Annotated in this window: 14 protein-coding genes and 2 pseudogenes; 9 read left to right on the forward strand and 7 right to left on the reverse strand. The window is 73.3% G+C overall.

What is annotated here, in order from left to right:
• Nucleotides 1-37: 37 nt before the first annotated feature.
• A complete protein-coding gene (locus ACFYM6_RS08270) occupies nucleotides 38-1045 on the forward strand; it encodes an ArsR/SmtB family transcription factor (RefSeq protein ID WP_387273441.1) in 1008 nt (335 codons plus the stop codon).
• 140 nt (nucleotides 1046-1185) lie between these two features.
• On the opposite strand, the gene ACFYM6_RS08275 is transcribed toward ACFYM6_RS08270, so the two are convergent.
• A complete protein-coding gene (locus ACFYM6_RS08275) occupies nucleotides 1186-2274 on the reverse strand; it encodes a coenzyme F420-0:L-glutamate ligase (RefSeq protein WP_387273443.1) in 1089 nt (362 codons plus the stop codon).
• Nucleotides 2271-3218: a 2-phospho-L-lactate transferase gene (cofD, locus tag ACFYM6_RS08280; RefSeq protein ID WP_387273445.1), complete on the reverse strand. Its 948-nt coding sequence runs from the start codon at nucleotides 3216-3218 to the stop codon at nucleotides 2271-2273. Before cofD ends, ACFYM6_RS08275 begins: the two co-directional genes overlap by 4 nt.
• Nucleotides 3219-3379: 161 nt before the next feature.
• Between cofD and ACFYM6_RS08285 the strand changes: the two genes are divergently transcribed.
• The 5 genes and pseudogenes from ACFYM6_RS08285 to ACFYM6_RS08305 all read left to right on the forward strand — a co-directional run bounded on the left by ACFYM6_RS08285 (nucleotide 3380) and on the right by ACFYM6_RS08305 (nucleotide 8954).
• The gene (locus ACFYM6_RS08285) at nucleotides 3380-4351 is read left to right on the forward strand and encodes a hypothetical protein (protein ID WP_387273446.1); all 972 of its coding nucleotides are present in this window, start codon (nucleotides 3380-3382) and stop codon (nucleotides 4349-4351) included.
• Nucleotides 4352-4483: 132 nt separating this feature from the next.
• Nucleotides 4484-5038 (forward strand): annotated as a pseudogene (locus ACFYM6_RS08290) (IS607 family transposase); the annotation flags it as partial.
• Between the two features lie 56 nt (nucleotides 5039-5094).
• Nucleotides 5095-5718 (forward strand): annotated as a pseudogene (locus ACFYM6_RS08295) (IS607 family element RNA-guided endonuclease TnpB); the annotation flags it as partial.
• Between the two features lie 65 nt (nucleotides 5719-5783).
• Nucleotides 5784-6416: an RNA-guided endonuclease TnpB family protein gene (locus tag ACFYM6_RS08300; RefSeq protein WP_387273448.1), complete on the forward strand. Its 633-nt coding sequence runs from the start codon at nucleotides 5784-5786 to the stop codon at nucleotides 6414-6416.
• A gap of 30 nt (nucleotides 6417-6446) precedes the next feature.
• The gene (locus ACFYM6_RS08305; RefSeq protein WP_387273450.1) at nucleotides 6447-8954 is read left to right on the forward strand and encodes a bifunctional FO biosynthesis protein CofGH; all 2508 of its coding nucleotides are present in this window, start codon (nucleotides 6447-6449) and stop codon (nucleotides 8952-8954) included.
• A gap of 181 nt (nucleotides 8955-9135) precedes the next feature.
• On the opposite strand, the gene ACFYM6_RS08310 is transcribed toward ACFYM6_RS08305, so the two are convergent.
• A complete protein-coding gene (locus ACFYM6_RS08310) occupies nucleotides 9136-9342 on the reverse strand; it encodes a hypothetical protein (RefSeq protein ID WP_387273452.1) in 207 nt (68 codons plus the stop codon).
• Nucleotides 9343-9408: 66 nt separating this feature from the next.
• Between ACFYM6_RS08310 and ACFYM6_RS08315 the strand changes: the two genes are divergently transcribed.
• Nucleotides 9409-9585: a hypothetical protein gene (locus ACFYM6_RS08315; RefSeq protein WP_387273454.1), complete on the forward strand. Its 177-nt coding sequence runs from the start codon at nucleotides 9409-9411 to the stop codon at nucleotides 9583-9585.
• A gap of 492 nt (nucleotides 9586-10077) precedes the next feature.
• A complete protein-coding gene (locus tag ACFYM6_RS08320; RefSeq protein WP_013284161.1) occupies nucleotides 10078-10338 on the forward strand; it encodes a WhiB family transcriptional regulator in 261 nt (86 codons plus the stop codon).
• 94 nt (nucleotides 10339-10432) lie between these two features.
• On the opposite strand, the gene ACFYM6_RS08325 is transcribed toward ACFYM6_RS08320, so the two are convergent.
• Nucleotides 10433-10882 (reverse strand): metallopeptidase family protein, encoded by a 450-nt coding sequence (locus tag ACFYM6_RS08325; protein ID WP_091260118.1) that lies wholly within the window; start codon nucleotides 10880-10882, stop codon nucleotides 10433-10435.
• Nucleotides 10883-11036: 154 nt separating this feature from the next.
• Here ACFYM6_RS08325 and ACFYM6_RS08330 point away from each other — a divergent pair, with 154 nt between their 5' ends.
• Nucleotides 11037-11408, forward strand: coding sequence for a DUF3499 domain-containing protein (locus tag ACFYM6_RS08330; protein WP_387273456.1), 372 nt, complete (start codon nucleotides 11037-11039; stop codon nucleotides 11406-11408).
• Between the two features lie 140 nt (nucleotides 11409-11548).
• On the opposite strand, the gene ACFYM6_RS08335 is transcribed toward ACFYM6_RS08330, so the two are convergent.
• From ACFYM6_RS08335 to ACFYM6_RS08345, 3 genes are read right to left on the reverse strand one after another with little or no spacing between them, the layout of a single operon-like run.
• The gene (locus ACFYM6_RS08335; protein WP_387273458.1) at nucleotides 11549-12925 is read right to left on the reverse strand and encodes an NAD(P)/FAD-dependent oxidoreductase; all 1377 of its coding nucleotides are present in this window, start codon (nucleotides 12923-12925) and stop codon (nucleotides 11549-11551) included.
• Nucleotides 12925-13656 carry a pyridoxamine 5'-phosphate oxidase family protein gene (locus ACFYM6_RS08340; protein WP_387273460.1) on the reverse strand — a complete coding sequence of 244 codons (732 nt, stop codon included), beginning with the start codon at nucleotides 13654-13656 and terminating at the stop codon, nucleotides 12925-12927. Before ACFYM6_RS08340 ends, ACFYM6_RS08335 begins: the two co-directional genes overlap by 1 nt.
• Complete coding sequence (locus ACFYM6_RS08345) at nucleotides 13641-14987, reverse strand: aspartate aminotransferase family protein (RefSeq protein ID WP_387273462.1); 1347 nt, start codon at nucleotides 14985-14987, stop codon at nucleotides 13641-13643. The genes ACFYM6_RS08340 and ACFYM6_RS08345 overlap by 16 nt, the downstream gene beginning before the upstream one ends.
• Between the last annotated feature and the right edge of the window lie 124 nt (nucleotides 14988-15111).

Raw genomic sequence — 15111 nt, forward strand, 5'->3', positions numbered from 1 at the left:
GGCGGGCTCTCCCTCTGTCCGCCCCCGGGAGCGCTCCATGCTGAAGATCATCTTCTCGAGCGAGGACATCCTGCGGACCAGGGTGGCACCCGCCGCAGACCCGGTCTGGGAACTGGTCCTCAGCCTGCACCTGCTCCAGGGTCGCGGGCGTGACCCGCTGCTGACGCCATGGCGACGCACCGTGGCCGACACCCTTCGGATGGAGGAGAGCGCCGGGGAACGCTTCCGTCTCCTCCTGGCCCTCAACCCACCCCGTGGCTACTTCCCCGACTTCCTCACCCCCTACGCCAGCAAGGACGGCCTGGCGGCGGGGCTGGAAGCGGTCCGGGGCACCCCGGTCGACATGCTGCACCGGGACCTGACCCGGCTGGCCGAGGAGAACGTCCTGCCCGCCCCGGCCGCCGGGCTGGCCCGGGGCGAACCCGAGGTGCTGCGCCACCTCACCGGCTCGATGGCCCGCTACCAGGAACTCGCGGTCACCCCGTACTGGTCCCGGATCCAGGCCGCCGTGGAGGCGGACCGGGCACGGCGGGCCCGGGCGATGCTCGACGGCGGGGCCGAAGGGCTGCTGGCCAGCCTCCGGCCCAGCATGCGGTGGGCGGACCGGGTGCTCGAGGTCCTCGACTATCCGGACACCCGGGAACTGCACCTGGACGGCCGGGGGTTGCTGCTGGTCCCGTCGTTCTTCTGCGCGCGCATCCCGGTCGCGCTGGTCGACCCGGCGCTGCCGCCGGTGCTGGTCTATCCGGTCGACCGGCTCGGCGGGCTCACCCCGGCGCCCGGGCTCGATGCCCGGCGGGACGCCGACGGCGCCAGCCGGGAGGCCCTGGCCGCCCTGCTCGGCCGCACCCGCGCCGCCGTGCTGGAAGCCGCCGACGAGGGATGCACCACCGGCGAGATGGCCCGCCGGCTGCGCATCTCCGCCGCCGCGGCCAGCCAGCACACCAGCGTGCTGCGCAACGCCGGACTGCTGGTCAGCCACCGTGACCGCAACACCGTGCTGCACACCCTGACCCCGCTCGGCCGCGCCGTCCTGGACGCCTGACCCACTGCGCCGGGCCGGTTGGCTGCCGCCAGGTCGGCGAGGTGGCGGGGTCGGCGGGATCCGGACCCCGCCGGATCGGCGACGTGGCGCGACATCAGGGCCCGGCCGGGTCGGCGAGTGGGGACGGGGCCCGAGTGTGGTCAGAGGGCCACGGCGGCGCTGGCGGTGCTGCCTGCCGGCGGCGGGAACACCGCCGAGGAGATGCCCTCCGCGGCCAGCGCGGTCCGCAGGCGCTGCAGGTCGGCACCGAAGCGCACCAGGGCGCCCTGGTCGACCGGGGCCGGCGGCGCCCCGAGCACGAGCCCGCTCGCGTGCGCGGGCCAGCCGGGCACGCCGGCGACCATGCCGGCGCGTGCCTCGGCATCGGTGACCTGGGTGAAGACCGTGCCGGGCGCGACCACCCCGGCGACCGCGGCGATCGCCCGGTCGACGGCGGCCGGGTCGGCCGGCGACCGGCCCGGGCCGTCGGCGAGGAGCGCGGCCTCGCGCAGCCCGGCCGCCTTCGCCTCGGCGGTGCCCAGCGAGAAGAGGTCCAGGGCGGCCTCCCGGACCAGCACCCGGGCACCCTCGCCGTCGTCGGCCCCCGCCACCCCCAGGTAGCCGCGGACGACCGCGACCGGTACCTGGTCGCACTTGCCCTTGATCAGCTCACCGGCGGCGGCCAGCTCGTCCACCACCGCCATCTGGGTCAGCTGGAGCTCGTTGCCGTACGGGTCGATCTCCCCCCGGTGGTCGCGGATCGCCGGCATCCCGGCCACGCCGAGCGCCACGTCGGTCAGGCCGTTGCGCCACGGCCGGCCCATGGTGTCGCTGATGATGACCGCCACGTCCAGGTGGTACTGGTCGCGTAGCGCGGCCCGCAGCGCGCGGGCGGACGCGTCCGGATCCCGGGGCAGCAGCACCAGCCGGGTCTTGTCCACGTTCGAGGCGTCGATGCCGGCGGAGGCCATCACGAACCCGTGGTGGGTCTGCACGATCCGGGTGGCACCCCGCGCCGCCACCACCCGTGCGGTCTCCGCCGCGAGCACCTCGTCCCGCGCGGCGAGCCGGTCGGGCCCGTCCGCCGGCACGTCGACCAGCCGGCCCTCCGCCTTCGACACGATCTTGCTGGTCACCACCAGCACGTCCCCGTCGCGCAGCCACGGCGCCGCAGTGGCGATCATCGCCGCCAGGTCGTCGCCCTCGGTCACGTCGCCGATGCCCAGCACGGGCAGGATCTCCAGTCTCACACCAACTCCAACGCGGCCCGGACCATCGCCGCCGTCGCCGCCTCGTCGATCATCCGCAGCGGTGCCGACCGGACGGACGCGTCCGGCACCAGCGTCCCCTCGTCCTCGGGCGCCACCAGCCAGCCGTCGAGCAGGCCGCCCGCCGACCGGCCACCGTAGAGGCCGCCCACCCCGGCCGCGCTGCACTCCACGCCGAGCACAGCGAGGCAGCGGTCGGCCATGCCGCGTACCGGCGCGCCGCCGATGATCGGGGACACGCCGACCACCGGGGCCGGCCCGTCGGTCACCGCGTCGCGCAGACCCGGTACGGCCAGGATCGGGGCGATGCTCACCACCGGGTTGCTCGGCGCGATCAGCACCACGTCGGCGGAGCCGACCGCCTCCAGCACACCCGGCGCCGGCTTCGCCGTATCCGCGCCCACGAACACGAACCGCTGCGTCGGGATGTCCGCCCGGTACCGCACCCACCACTCCTGGAAGTGGATCGCCCGCTGACCCTGGTCCCCGTCGACGACGACGTGGGTCTCCAGCCGGTCGTCGGTGGCCGGCAGCAGGGTCAGCCCCGGCTCCCACCGGGTGGCCAGCGCGGCCGTCACGGCGGACAGCGGGTAGCCGGCGTTGAGCATCGTCGTCCGGACCAGGTGGGTAGCGATGTCCTTGTCGCCCAGGCCGAACCAGGCGGGCTCCGCGCCGTACGCGGCCAACTCGGACTTGACCGTCCAGGTCTCGCCCACCCGGCCCCAGCCCCGCTCCGGGTCGGCGCCGCCACCCAGCGTGTACATCACACTGTCCAGGTCGGGGCAGACCTTCAGCCCGTGCAGCAGCAGATCGTCGCCGACGTTGACCACGGCGGTCACCTCGGCCCCCACCTCCCGGGCGTACGCCCGGACCCCGAGCAGGAACCGCGCGCCCCCGATCCCGCCGGTCAGTACCACGATGCGCATGGCTCCATCCTTCCCTACGCGCCGCCGTCGCCCGGCCAGTGGCCGGGGGACGGTGCGGGAACTGGAAGCGAACCGTCCGAACCGCTCGACTATGAGCAACCAGTAGGAAGCAGGTTAGGCTCACGTCGGCACCTGTCCGTTTTCGTCCCCAGGGGGAGTTCGTGACCAGCCCCGCCGAGCCCGCGTCCGGCGACGCCACGCAGGCCAGCCAGTTGACCAAGCCACTGCGCGAACTGGCCGCGCTCGTCCTGCTCGGCGCCAACGCCGTGCTGCTTTTCGTCGGCCTGCTGCGCCTGCTGGTGCCGATGGACGGCTACAGCACCTTCACCGGTCGGGCGGGGAGCGCCTTCTTCATCTTCGTCGGCGTCGAGTCGGCCGTGCTGCCGGTGTTGGCCGTCCTGCTCGCCACCCACGTGCGGCCGGCGCTGCCCAAGGCCAAACTGATCACGCAGGCGGCCCTCGGCGAGTACGCCCTCGCCGCGTTCTTCGGCGCGCTGACGTTCCTGGTCTGGCTGGTCGGCCGGCTCGCCGAGGCCGAGGTGATGGATGCCTTCCTCGGCCTGCTGACCCGGCTGGCCTGGGTGGCGATCTTCGGTGTCGCCGCCTTCGTGGTCTTCAAGGTCTGGCGCACCGTCTACTACGTCCCCCGGCCGAAGCCGCAGCCCGGCGTGTACGGGCAGCCGCAGCCGGGCTGGCCGCAGCCGCCGGCCGGCTACCCGGCGCCGGGCCAGCCGGGCGGTTACTCCGCGCCGGGCCAGCCGGGCGGTTACCCCGCGCCGGGCCAGCCGGGCGGTTACCCCGCGCCCGGCCAGCCGGGTGGCTACCCCGTCCCGGGCGGGTACGCGCCCGGCGGGCCGGCGAACCAGCCCGGTGGCTACCCGCCGCCGGGCCAGCCGGGCCAGCCGCAGTCGGCGCCGCCGTTCAACACCGCCCCGCCGCACGCCCCGCAGTCCGCGCCGCCGTTCGGGGCCCCGCACCCGGCCGCGCACCCGGCGCCGCCCTTCGGTCAGCCGCCGTCGGCGGACCCGACCCAGGCCATCCCGCGCCAGCCGGCCGAGCCCGGCCAACCGACCACACCGGACAGCGACCGTACCCAGCGCTTCGACCGGGACGACCCGAACCACCCGCGCTGACCGCTCGAGATCACGGTCAGCACTCTCACGGAAAGGGTGGCCGCCCCACGCCGGGCGGCCACCCTTTCCGTGAGTCGGCGGCCACGGCGCCGACGGAGCCGACGGCGTCCATCGGACGCGGGCACGGCGTGGGGCTTCGCGTATGTCACCGCGCGGCGGCAGTACGCGGCTGGGACGCTGCCCGTTCCTACTTTCCGGCTGGGCCGACTGATCATGGTGGGTGAGCCGTTGCCTGCTGCCTCGGCTGGTGCCGGGCGGGTGGTGGTGTACGCCGGGGTGTCGTCCGCCGACCGGCGCGCTGACCTTGACCGGCAGGTCGCTCGGGTTGTCACGTGGGCGACCGGGCGGAACCTGTCGGTGTCGCAGGTGGTGACCGAGGTTGGATCCGCGCTGAGCGGGCACCGCAAAAAGTTTCTCGCCCTGCTGCGCGACGCGACGGTGACGACCATTGTCGTGGAACACCGGGACAGGTTCGCCCGCTTCGGTGCCGAGTACGTCGAGGCGGCGCTGGCCGCGCAGGGCCGCAAGCTGTTGGTGGTCGATCCGGCGGAGGTCGACGACGACCTGGTCCGGGACGTCAGGGAGATTTTGACCTTGTTGTGCGTGCGTCTTTACGGCCGTCGGGCTGGGGCGGATCGGGCGCGCCGGGCGGTCGAGGCTGCCACCGCACAGGACCCGCCGTCGTGAAGGCGATACAGGCGTACCGGTTCGCTCTGGACCTGACGCCGTCTCAGGAGCGGGCGGTGCTGGCGCATGCGGGCGCGGCCAGGGTGGCGTACAACTGGGGCCTGGCCAGGGTGAAGGCGGTCATGGACCAGCGCGCCGCCGAACGCTCCTACGGCACGCCCGATGAACTGCGGACTCCGGCGGTCGGATGGAGTCTCCCCAAGTTGCGGAAGGCGTGGAACGCGGCCAAGTCGGATGTGGCGCCGTGGTGGGCTGAGTGCTCCAAGGAGGCGTACAACACCGGCCTGGACAACCTGGCGCGCGGTTTGAAGAACTGGTCGGACTCGCGTACGGGTAAGCGGGCTGGGCGGCGGGTGGGGTTTCCGCGGTTCAAGTCCCGCCGTCGCGCCACCCCCAGCGTCCGGTTCACCACCGGCGCGATCCGGGTGGAGCCGGACCGCAAGCATGTGGTGCTGCCCCGGCTGGGCCGGCTGAAGCTGCACGAGTCGACCCGCAAGCTCGCCCGCCGTTTGGAGGCGGGCAGGGCTCGGATCCTGTCCGCGACGGTGCGCCGTGACGGCGGGCGGTGGCATGTCGCGTTCTGCGTCGAGGTCGAGCGGGCCGAGCGCATCCCGACGCGCCCGCAGGCGGTGGTCGGCGTCGATGTGGGGATCACCCACCTGGCGGTGCTGTCCACCGGCGAGATGGTGCCCAACCCCTGGCACCTGGACGAGGCGGCCCAGCGGATGCGGCGTCTGGCCGGCAGATGTCCCGGCGCGTCGGGCCGGAGCGGCGCACCGGCCGGCGGCCCTCGAATCGGTGGGAACGCGCCCGCCAGCAGGTCGCTCGAGCGCATGCGCGGGTGGCGAACCTGCGCCGTGACGGCCTGCACAAGCTCACCACCCGCCTCGCCAGCGAGTACGGCACGATCGTGGTCGAAGACCTCAACGTGGCCGGCATGCTGCGCAACCGGCGGCTAGCCCGGCAGGTCGCGGACGCCGGCTTCGGTGAGATCCGCCGACAGGTGGCGTACAAGGCTGAACGCAACGGCGGCCGGCGGATCGTGGCCGACCGCTGGTATCCCTCCAGCAAAACCTGTTCGGACTGTGGCGCGGTGAAAGCCAAGCTGCCGCTGCGTGTCCGAACCTACCTCTGCGACTCTTGCGGCTTGGCCCTCGATCGGGACCTGAACGCCGCGCGTAACCTCGCCGCGCTCGCGCGTGAGGCAACCACCGCCGGGAGTGGCCCGGTGGCAGGACGTGGAGCCGACCATAAGACCCGCCCCGGCGGGCCGGTGGCCATGAAGCGTCAACCCGGCCCCGCTCAGGCGGATAAGACCGGGACCTCCCACCGCAAGGCGGGACATGCCGATCAGTCGCTAGAGCGCACTGACAGGTAACGGTGGATGGGCAGCGCATAGGGTGGACGGATGGTTGATCGCACCGGGTCCGTCCCCATCGAGGCGAGCGTCCGGCGGGCCCTGGGCCGGGCCGCGACCGGCCGGGCGCTGGACGTCGACGAGGCGAGCGCCCTGCTCACCGCGCGCGGCGAGGCGCTGGACGAGTTGCTCCGGATCGCCGGCGAGGTACGCGACGCGGGGCTGCGGGAGGCCGGCCGCCCCGGGGTCGTCACCTTCTCCAAGAAGGTCTTCATCCCGCTGACCCGGCTCTGCCGGGACCGCTGCCACTACTGCACGTTCGCCACGGTGCCGCACCGGCTCCCGTCCGCGTACCTGGAGAAGGACGAGGTGCTGGCGATCGCCCGGGAGGGCGCGGCGCAGGGCTGCAAGGAGGCCCTGTTCACCCTCGGCGACCGCCCCGAGGAGCGCTGGCCGGCGGCCCGGCAGTGGCTGGACGAGCGCGGCTACGGTTCCACGCTCGACTACCTGCGGGCCTGCGCGGTGGCGGTGCTGGAGGAGACCGGCCTGCTGCCACACCTCAACCCGGGCGTGCTCTCCTGGTCGGAGCTGCAACGGCTGAAGCCGGTCGCGCCGAGCATGGGCATGATGCTGGAGACCACCGCGACGCGACTCTGGTCGGAGCCGGGCGGCCCGCACTACGGCTCGCCGGACAAGGAGCCGGCGGTCCGGCTCCGGGTGCTCGACGACGCCGGCCGGGTCGGCGTGCCGTTCACCACCGGCATCCTCATCGGCATCGGGGAGACCCTGGCCGAGCGGGTCGACGCCCTCTTCGCGATCCGCCGGGCCATGCGGGAGTACGGCCACCTCCAGGAGGTGATCGTGCAGAACTTCCGCGCCAAGCCGGACACCGCGATGCGCGGCATGCCCGACGCGGAGCTGCACGACCTGGCCGCCACGGTGGCGGTGGCCCGGGTGTTGCTCGGCCCGAAGGCGCGCATCCAGGCCCCGCCGAACCTCATCGAGGGCGAGTACGCGCTGCTGCTGCGCGCCGGCATCGACGACTGGGGCGGGGTCTCGCCGGTCACCCCGGACCACGTCAACCCGGAGCGACCCTGGCCGCACCTTGACGAGCTGGCCCGGCAGACCGCGCAGGCCGGCTTCACCCTGCGCGAGCGGCTGACCATCTATCCGGAGTACGTCCGGGCCGGCGACCCGTGGCTGGATCCGCGCCTGTTGCCGCATGTCACCGCCCTCGCGGACCCGGCGACCGGGCTCGCCGTCGAGGCGGCCCGCCTGGTCGGCCGCCCCTGGCAGGAGCCGGAGGAGGTGTTCGGTGGGCGTACCGACCTGCACGCCACCATCGACACCACCGGGCGGACCGGGGACCGGCGTGGCGACTTCGACAGCGTCTACGGCGACTGGTCGGCGGTCGCGGGCAGGGTCAGCGTACCGACGGGCGGATCGAGCGACCACGACCTGCGCGCGGGCCTGCGACTGGCCGCCGACGACCCGGCGGCGTTGCTCGATCCAGGGCACGAGGCGAAGGCGCTGGCGCTGTTCGGCGCGGACGGGCCGGCGCTGGACGAGTTGTGCCGGATCGCGGACGACGTCCGCCGGGACGCGGTCGGCGACGACGTCACGTACGTGGTCAACCGCAACATCAACTTCAGCAACGTCTGCTACGTCGGCTGCCGGTTCTGCGCCTTCGCGCAACGGGAGCGGGACGCCGACGCGTACCGGCTCTCCGTCGACCAGGTGGCCGACCGGGCCGAGGAGGCGTGGGCGGCCGGCGCCAGCGAGGTCTGCCTGCAGGGCGGGATCGACCCGAAGCTGCCGGTCACCGGGTACGCCGACATCGTGCGGGCGATCAAGGCCCGGGTGCCGGGAATGCACGTGCACGCCTTCTCCCCGATGGAGATCGTGACCGCCGCCGCGAAGGCCGGCGTACCGGTGAAGGAGTGGCTGCTCCAGCTCCGCGAGGCCGGCCTGGACACCATCCCCGGCACCGCCGCCGAGATCCTCGACGACGAGGTGCGCTGGGTGCTCACCAAGGGCAAGCTGCCGGCCGCCGCCTGGGTCGAGGTGGTGAGCACCGCCCACGAGCTGGGCATCCGGTCCAGCTCCACGATGATGTACGGCCACGTCGACCACCCGGGCCAGTGGCTCGCCCACTTCCGGGTGCTGGCCGGCGTGCAGGACCGCACCGGCGGGTTCACCGAGTTCGTCGCGTTGCCGTTCGTGCACACCAACGCGCCGATCTATCTTGCCGGCATCGCCCGCCCCGGCCCGACCTGGCGGGAGAACCGGGCGGTGCACGCGATGGCCCGACTGCTGCTGCACGGCCGGATCGGCAACATCCAGTGCTCCTGGGTGAAGCTGGGTGACGAGGGCACCGTGGCGATGCTCCAGGGCGGCTGCAACGACCTGGGCGGCACGCTGATGGAGGAGACCATCTCCCGGATGGCCGGCTCGGGCAACGGCTCGGCCCGTACGGAGGAGCAACTCAAGGCGATCGCCGCGGCGGCGGGACGGCCGGCCCGCAAGCGGACGACGGCGTACGGTCACGCCGGCGCCTGACGTCGAACCTTTTCCGCCCGGCGGCCGTACCAGTCGATGCCGGCGGCGGGTGGCCCGAACTTCTTCGAGTTCGGCGACGACGTCCGGAACGGGATTCACATCGACAACGACGGCGACGTTATCCGGATGTCACCTGTCGTTTCGAATTCACCACCGAGATCACGATTCCGAGCAGCTTTCTTTACCACACCGGACCGATCTCGTCGCTGAACAGCAGGAACGCGGCTGCCGTGCCGATGTCCAGGATGGACCTCTGGAACAGGCTGCCCGCCCCTCGAAGGGCAAGCGGTTCGCCCAGTTCGTCGGGCGTTCCGAGCGGGCCGTGTCGCTGCCCGTGCCGTTGGTGGGTCAGGCGTTCACCCCGGGACGCGGCGGTGGCCGCGGTCACTCCGGGCTCGGCGCCACCGACGTGGCAGCCGGGCCGACCGGTTCGGGTCGCGGCACCCTCTCGGGGGTGTGGGAGCGTCACATCCGCGACGGGGTGTTCCACAGTGCCGTCGACCCGGTACTGGAGGCGGGTCTCTGTACCGTCTGGTGGGACGACCGGACGTCGGCCGGCGGGATCTTCGTCACCGGCGGCGGGATCGCCGAGTTCGTCCGGCCGACCAGCGCAACGGCGGGGCCGGGCTGATCGTCCGGGTCCCGTTCGCCGTCGCGTTCCGTCCACCATCTGGACGGGGCGCGGTCGGCGATTCCGGGCTCGACGGGCGATACGGCGGGAGCCGCGTTATCTTTGCGCACCAGAATGCTGATCTTGGACGGTGTCGCGACGGCCGCCCGGGTACGGCCCGCCGGAGCCTCCGCCGGGGGCCTCCGTCGGTGTCCACTCCGGTACGCCGCGGCAGAAAACTTCGGACAACTCGCCGGAGAAGGCGTTACTCGTCCGGGGTCTGAATCGATAGGGCAGGTTGCGAGGCCCGGACGGCTGAGATGGCCGACCGGAACGTGTCGGGAGGGCGACTCCATTATCAAGTTCGGCTTGACGGCGCACGCATTACACGCGTGTAATTTGAATGGGGTTGTTCGCACGGAACGCAACAAATTGCGACCGGACGGACAAGCACGCCTTTCGCGTGGGGGGTTGCAGCGGCGATGACGCCGGTGCGCGACAAGGAGGCATCTGATGGACGGCCAGCTCGAGGTGGCCGACCTGCTCGGAAACGCGCCGGAGTGGCAGGAGCGGGCGCTCTGCTCGCAGACCGACCCGGAGGCGTTCTTCCCCGAGAAGGGCGGCTCGACCCGCGAGGCGAAGCGAATCTGCTCGCGGTGTGAAGTCAAGACGGAGTGCCTGGAGTACGCCCTGGGGCACGACGAGCGGTTCGGGATCTGGGGCGGGCTCTCCGAGCGGGAGCGGCGGAAGCTGAAGCGGCGGGTCGCCGCCTGACGCGTACCGGGCCTGGGCGGTGGGGGCCGCCCGGCTCGGACCGACAGCTCGGCCGGTGGGGGCCGGCCGGGGTGCGGCACAACGTGGGTGCGGCTCAGGCCAACTCGTCGGGGTCGACCCCGAGCAGGTTCGCCACCTGCTCGATGATCACGTCGTGCACGAGATCCGCGAGGTCCTCGCGATCCATGGCGCGGAACTCCAGCGGGCGCCGGTAGAGCACGATCCGGGGTGGCACCTCCTGCCGGCCGGGGCGCCCGGGCAGCAGGCGGGCCAGCGGGACCTCGCCGTCCTCCAGCACGTCCGAGTCGTAGACGTTCAGGTCCGGTGGGACGTCCTCGACCGCGAACTCGACGCCGGCCAGTTCCTTGGCGAACCGCCGTTCGAGGGTCTCGACCGTGTCCAGCACCAGGTCGTCGAAGACCTCGGCCTTGGTCCGGGCCAGCGGTACGGTGGCCGGCACCAGCCGCCCCCGCAGCCCGCGGCCGTGGCGGTCGCGGTGGGTGCGCCGGCCGGAGCCGGGGCGGCGGTTTTCCGGACTCGTCATGACGCACAGGGTAGCCCGCACCACCGGCTGGCCCGCCGTTGCGTCGCTGGTGCGGCGTGCCGGTGATCCGATCGGACGAATTGTGATCACCAATACGGGCGTGTCGCAACGCGAAGCGGTGCGCCGGAGCCGGTAATGGAGATACCCTGCCGCCGTGAGGTCACCACGGCGCTGCTCCCGTAACGGCTGCCCCCGGCAAGCGGTCGCCACATTGACCTATGTCTACAACGAGTCGACGGCTGTGGTGGGGCCGCTGGCGGCCTTCGCCGAGCCGCACACGTACGACCTCTGCGAGCCGCACGCCCGGAATCTGACCGCTCCGCGCGGCTGGGACGTGGTCCGGCACGAGGGCGAGTTCGAGCCGCCGCCGCCCACCACCGACGACCTGGTCGCGCTGGCCGAGGCGGTCCGCGAGGCTGCCCGCCCCGCCCCGCCCCGCCCCCCACAGGACGACCAGGCGGTGGCCCGGGGCCCCCAGCAGACCGGCCGCCGCGGCCACCTCCGCGTCATCCCCCCCACCCACTGACCCCGCCCCGCGACCCCCTGCGTATGCCCTGGTCCCTCCCGCCGCGCCGTTGATCATGAGGTTGGCGGCAGTGACGGAGAATGCCGCCAACCTCATGGTCAACGAGCTCGGGCGGGGTGGGGGAGGGGCGGGGTGGAGGGTCAGTGGCCGAGGAGGCGGGAGAAGGCGGCGGCGCGGCGGGACGGGCGGCCGGTGCGGAGTTCGGCCTCGTCGGCGGAGAACATGAGCTTGAGGCCGGCGTTCACGGCGAGCCAGCGCAGCGGCTCGGGCTCCCAACGCGGGGAGCGGTGGTTGACCCAGGGGAGTTCGGTCAGCTCGCTCGCCTCGCCCCGGATCAGGTCGGCCAGGGTACGGCCGGCGAGGTTGCTGGTGCCGACGCCGTCGCCGACGTAGCCGCCGGCCCAGGCGAGGCCGGTCGCCCGGTCCAGCCCCACCGAGGCGGTCCAGTCCCGGGCGACGCCGAGCGGCCCGCCCCAGGTGTGGCTGATCGGCGCCGCCGGCCCGAGCACCGGGAAGAGTTCGCCCAGCACCCGGCGCAGCGCCGCGAAGACCCGGGGCTCCCGGTCATAGTCGGGGCGGACCCGGGAGCCGAAGTGGTAGGGGGCGCCCCGCCCGCCGAAGGCGAGCCGGCCGTCGGCGGTGCGCTGGCCGTAGATGATGACGTGCCGGAAGTCGGAGAAGGTCTCCCGCTCGGCCAGCCCGATCTTCGCCCAGGTTTCTGCCGGGAGCGGCTCGGTGGCCACCATCAACGAGTAGACCGGCGCGACGGCCCGCCGCTGCCCCGGCAACCCGGGGGTGAATCCCTCCGTCGCGCGGACCACCACCGGCGCCCGGACCACCCCCGCGGGGGTCACCGCCGCGCCGGGGCGCACCGCCGTGACCCGGGTCCGCTCGAAGATCCGTACGCCCCGGCGTTCCACCGCCCGGGCCAGCCCGCGGACCAGCTTCGCCGGGTGGACCGCGGCGCAGTGCGGGGTGTACGTGCCGCCGAGTACCCCCTCGGCCCGGCAGCGTGCGGTGGCCGCGGCGGCGTCGAGCAGCACCAGGTCGTCGTCGGCCAGTCCGTGCTCGCGGGCCTCGGCGACGGCGGCCCGGGCCCGGTCGAGCTGGACCTCCGTGCGGGCCAGCACCACGGTGCCGGCGGCCCGCCAGTCACAGTCGATCCCCTCGGCGGCGACCACCCGGCCGATCTCGCGGACCGTCTCGTGCATGGCCCGTTGCATGGCGAGCGCCCGGTCGCGGCCGTGCCGGCGGGTCAGCGCGGGCAGTGAGGTGGGCAGGAGGGCCGAGCACCAGCCGCCGTTGCGCCCCGAGGCGCCGTACCCGGCGATCTCCTGCTCCAGCACCACGATCCGCAGCGACGGGTCGGCCGCCGCCAGGTAGTACGCCGTCCACAGCCCGGTGTAGCCGGCCCCGACGAGCACCACGTCGGCGTCGGTGTCGCCGGGCAGCCCGGGGCGCGGCGTCAGCGGCTCGTCCACGCTGGACAGCCAGTACGACAGGTCCTGGTAGCGCATCACCACTCCGGCGGGGGCAGGTCGTGCCGCAGCCGCGGATCGGGCTGCGGGGTCCCGTACGCCTCGACGACCGGCACCACCCCGGCCCAGACCGGCCGGTCGAGGTCGTCCTCGGGGTCGTCGGGCGGCCCGGCACTGATCTTCACCGAGCACTCGTCGAGCGGCAGGGCGAGCACCAGCGTGGCGGCCAGTTCCTTCGCCGAGGGTGGCCGGATCCGCGCCCAGCGGCCGGGCAGCAGGTGCTCGGAGAGCCGTTCCAGGGCGGCCAGCTTCTCGGCGCCGTCGAGCACGGCGAGGCGGCCGAGCACCATGGCGCACCGGTAGTTCATCGAGGACTCGAAGGCGCTGCGGGCCAGCACCAGCCCGTCGAGCAGGGTGACCGTGAGGCAGGCCGGGGCGCCGGCGGCGAGGTGCCGGAAGAGGCGGCTGCCGGTGGAGCCGTGCACCAGCACCCGCTGCCCGTTCCGGGCGTACGCGACGGGCAGCGCGTACGGCTGGACGCCGTCGGCGATGGCGAGGTGGGCGACCCGGCCGGCGTCGAGGACGGCGTGCAGGGCCGCCCGGTCGTGGACGGCGAGGCCGGGCAGCCGGCGTACCCGGGTCCGGTCGGTGCCGCCGACGGCGGCCCGGTTCGCGCCGTCCCCGCCGGCGGCCGTGGGGCGGGGCCGGTCCGCGCGGTCGCGAGTCCCGGCCCCGTCCGACCCCGAGCCGGCGGTCAGAGGCGCGCCCATGCCTCGGTCAGCACGGCGCGCAGGATCTGCTCGATCTCGTCGAACTGCTGCTGCTCGGCGATCAGCGGCGGGGCGAGCTGCACCACCGGGTCGCCCCGGTCGTCGGCGCGGCAGTAGAGCCCGGCCTGGAAGAGCGCGCTGGAGAGGAAGCCGCGCAGCAGTCGTTCCGACTCGGCCTCGTCGAAGGTCTCCCGGGTCGCCTTGTCCTTGACCAGTTCGATGCCGTAGAAGTAGCCGTCACCGCGGACGTCCCCGACGATCGGCAGGTCGTTGAGCTTCTCCAGGGTGGACCGGAACGCGTCCTCGTTGGCCCGGACGTGCCCGACCAGGTCCTCGCGGGCGAAGACCTCCAGGTTTGCCAGGGCCACCGCGCAGGAGACCGGGTGGCCGCCGAAGGTCACCCCGTGGGCGAACATGCCGGTCTCGGTGAGGAACGGCTCCATCAGCCGCTCGCTGGCGATCATCGCGCCGAGCGGAGCGTAGCCGGAGGTGATGCCCTTGGCGGTGGTGATGATGTCGGGCTGGTAGCCGTACCGGGTGGCGCCGAAGTATTCGCCGAGCCGGCCCCAGGAGCAGATCACCTCGTCGGAGACGAGCAGCACGTCGTACGCGTCGCAGATCTCCCGGACCCGCTCGAAGTATCCCGGCGGCGGCGGGAAGCAGCCGCCGGAGTTCTGCACCGGCTCCAGGAAGACCGCGGCGACCGTGTCCGGCCCTTCCCGCTCGATGGCGCGGCCGATCTCCTCGGCGGCCCAGCGGCCGAACGCCTCGGGGGAGTCGCCGTGCTCCGGGGCGCGGTAGAAGTTGGTGTTCGGCACCTTGATGCCGCCGGGGACCAGCGGCTCGAAGTCGGACTTGATGCCCGGCAGGCCGGTGATCGACAGCGCGCCCATCGAGGTGCCGTGGTACGCGATGTAGCGGCTGACCACCTTGTGCTTGTTCGGCTGGCCGGTGCGCTTGAAGTAGGCCCGGGCCAGCTTCCACGCCGCCTCGACGGCCTCGGAGCCGCCGGTGGTGAAGAAGACCCGGTTCAGGTCGCCGGGGGTCAGCGAGGCGACCTTCTCGGCCAGCTCGACGGCCTTCGGGTGGGCGTACGACCAGAGCGGGAAGTAGGCCAGTTCGGCGGCCTGCTTGGCGGCCGCCTCGGCGAGTTCGGTCCGACCGTGCCCGGCGTTGACGACGAAGAGCCCGGCGAGTCCGTCCAGGTAGCGGCGGCCCTGCGAGTCCCAGACGTAGGCGCCCTCGCCGCGCACGATCGTCGGTACCTCGCCGGCGGAGTAGCTGGCCATCCGGGTGAAATGCATCCAGAGGTGGTCGGTGGCGTTGGCCATGTCAGCCCCATCGGGTCTCGGGCCGGTCAAGGGGTGAAACCGGCCGCTCTGCCCACGGTTATCCCACAGTCCGTGCCGCCGAAGCAAGTGGGATCGGTAGTCCAGTGGCGTCTAGGCGACGGAA

Source organism: Micromonospora sp. NPDC006431 (genome assembly GCF_042870725.1).
Taxonomy (GTDB): domain Bacteria; phylum Actinomycetota; class Actinomycetes; order Mycobacteriales; family Micromonosporaceae; genus Micromonospora.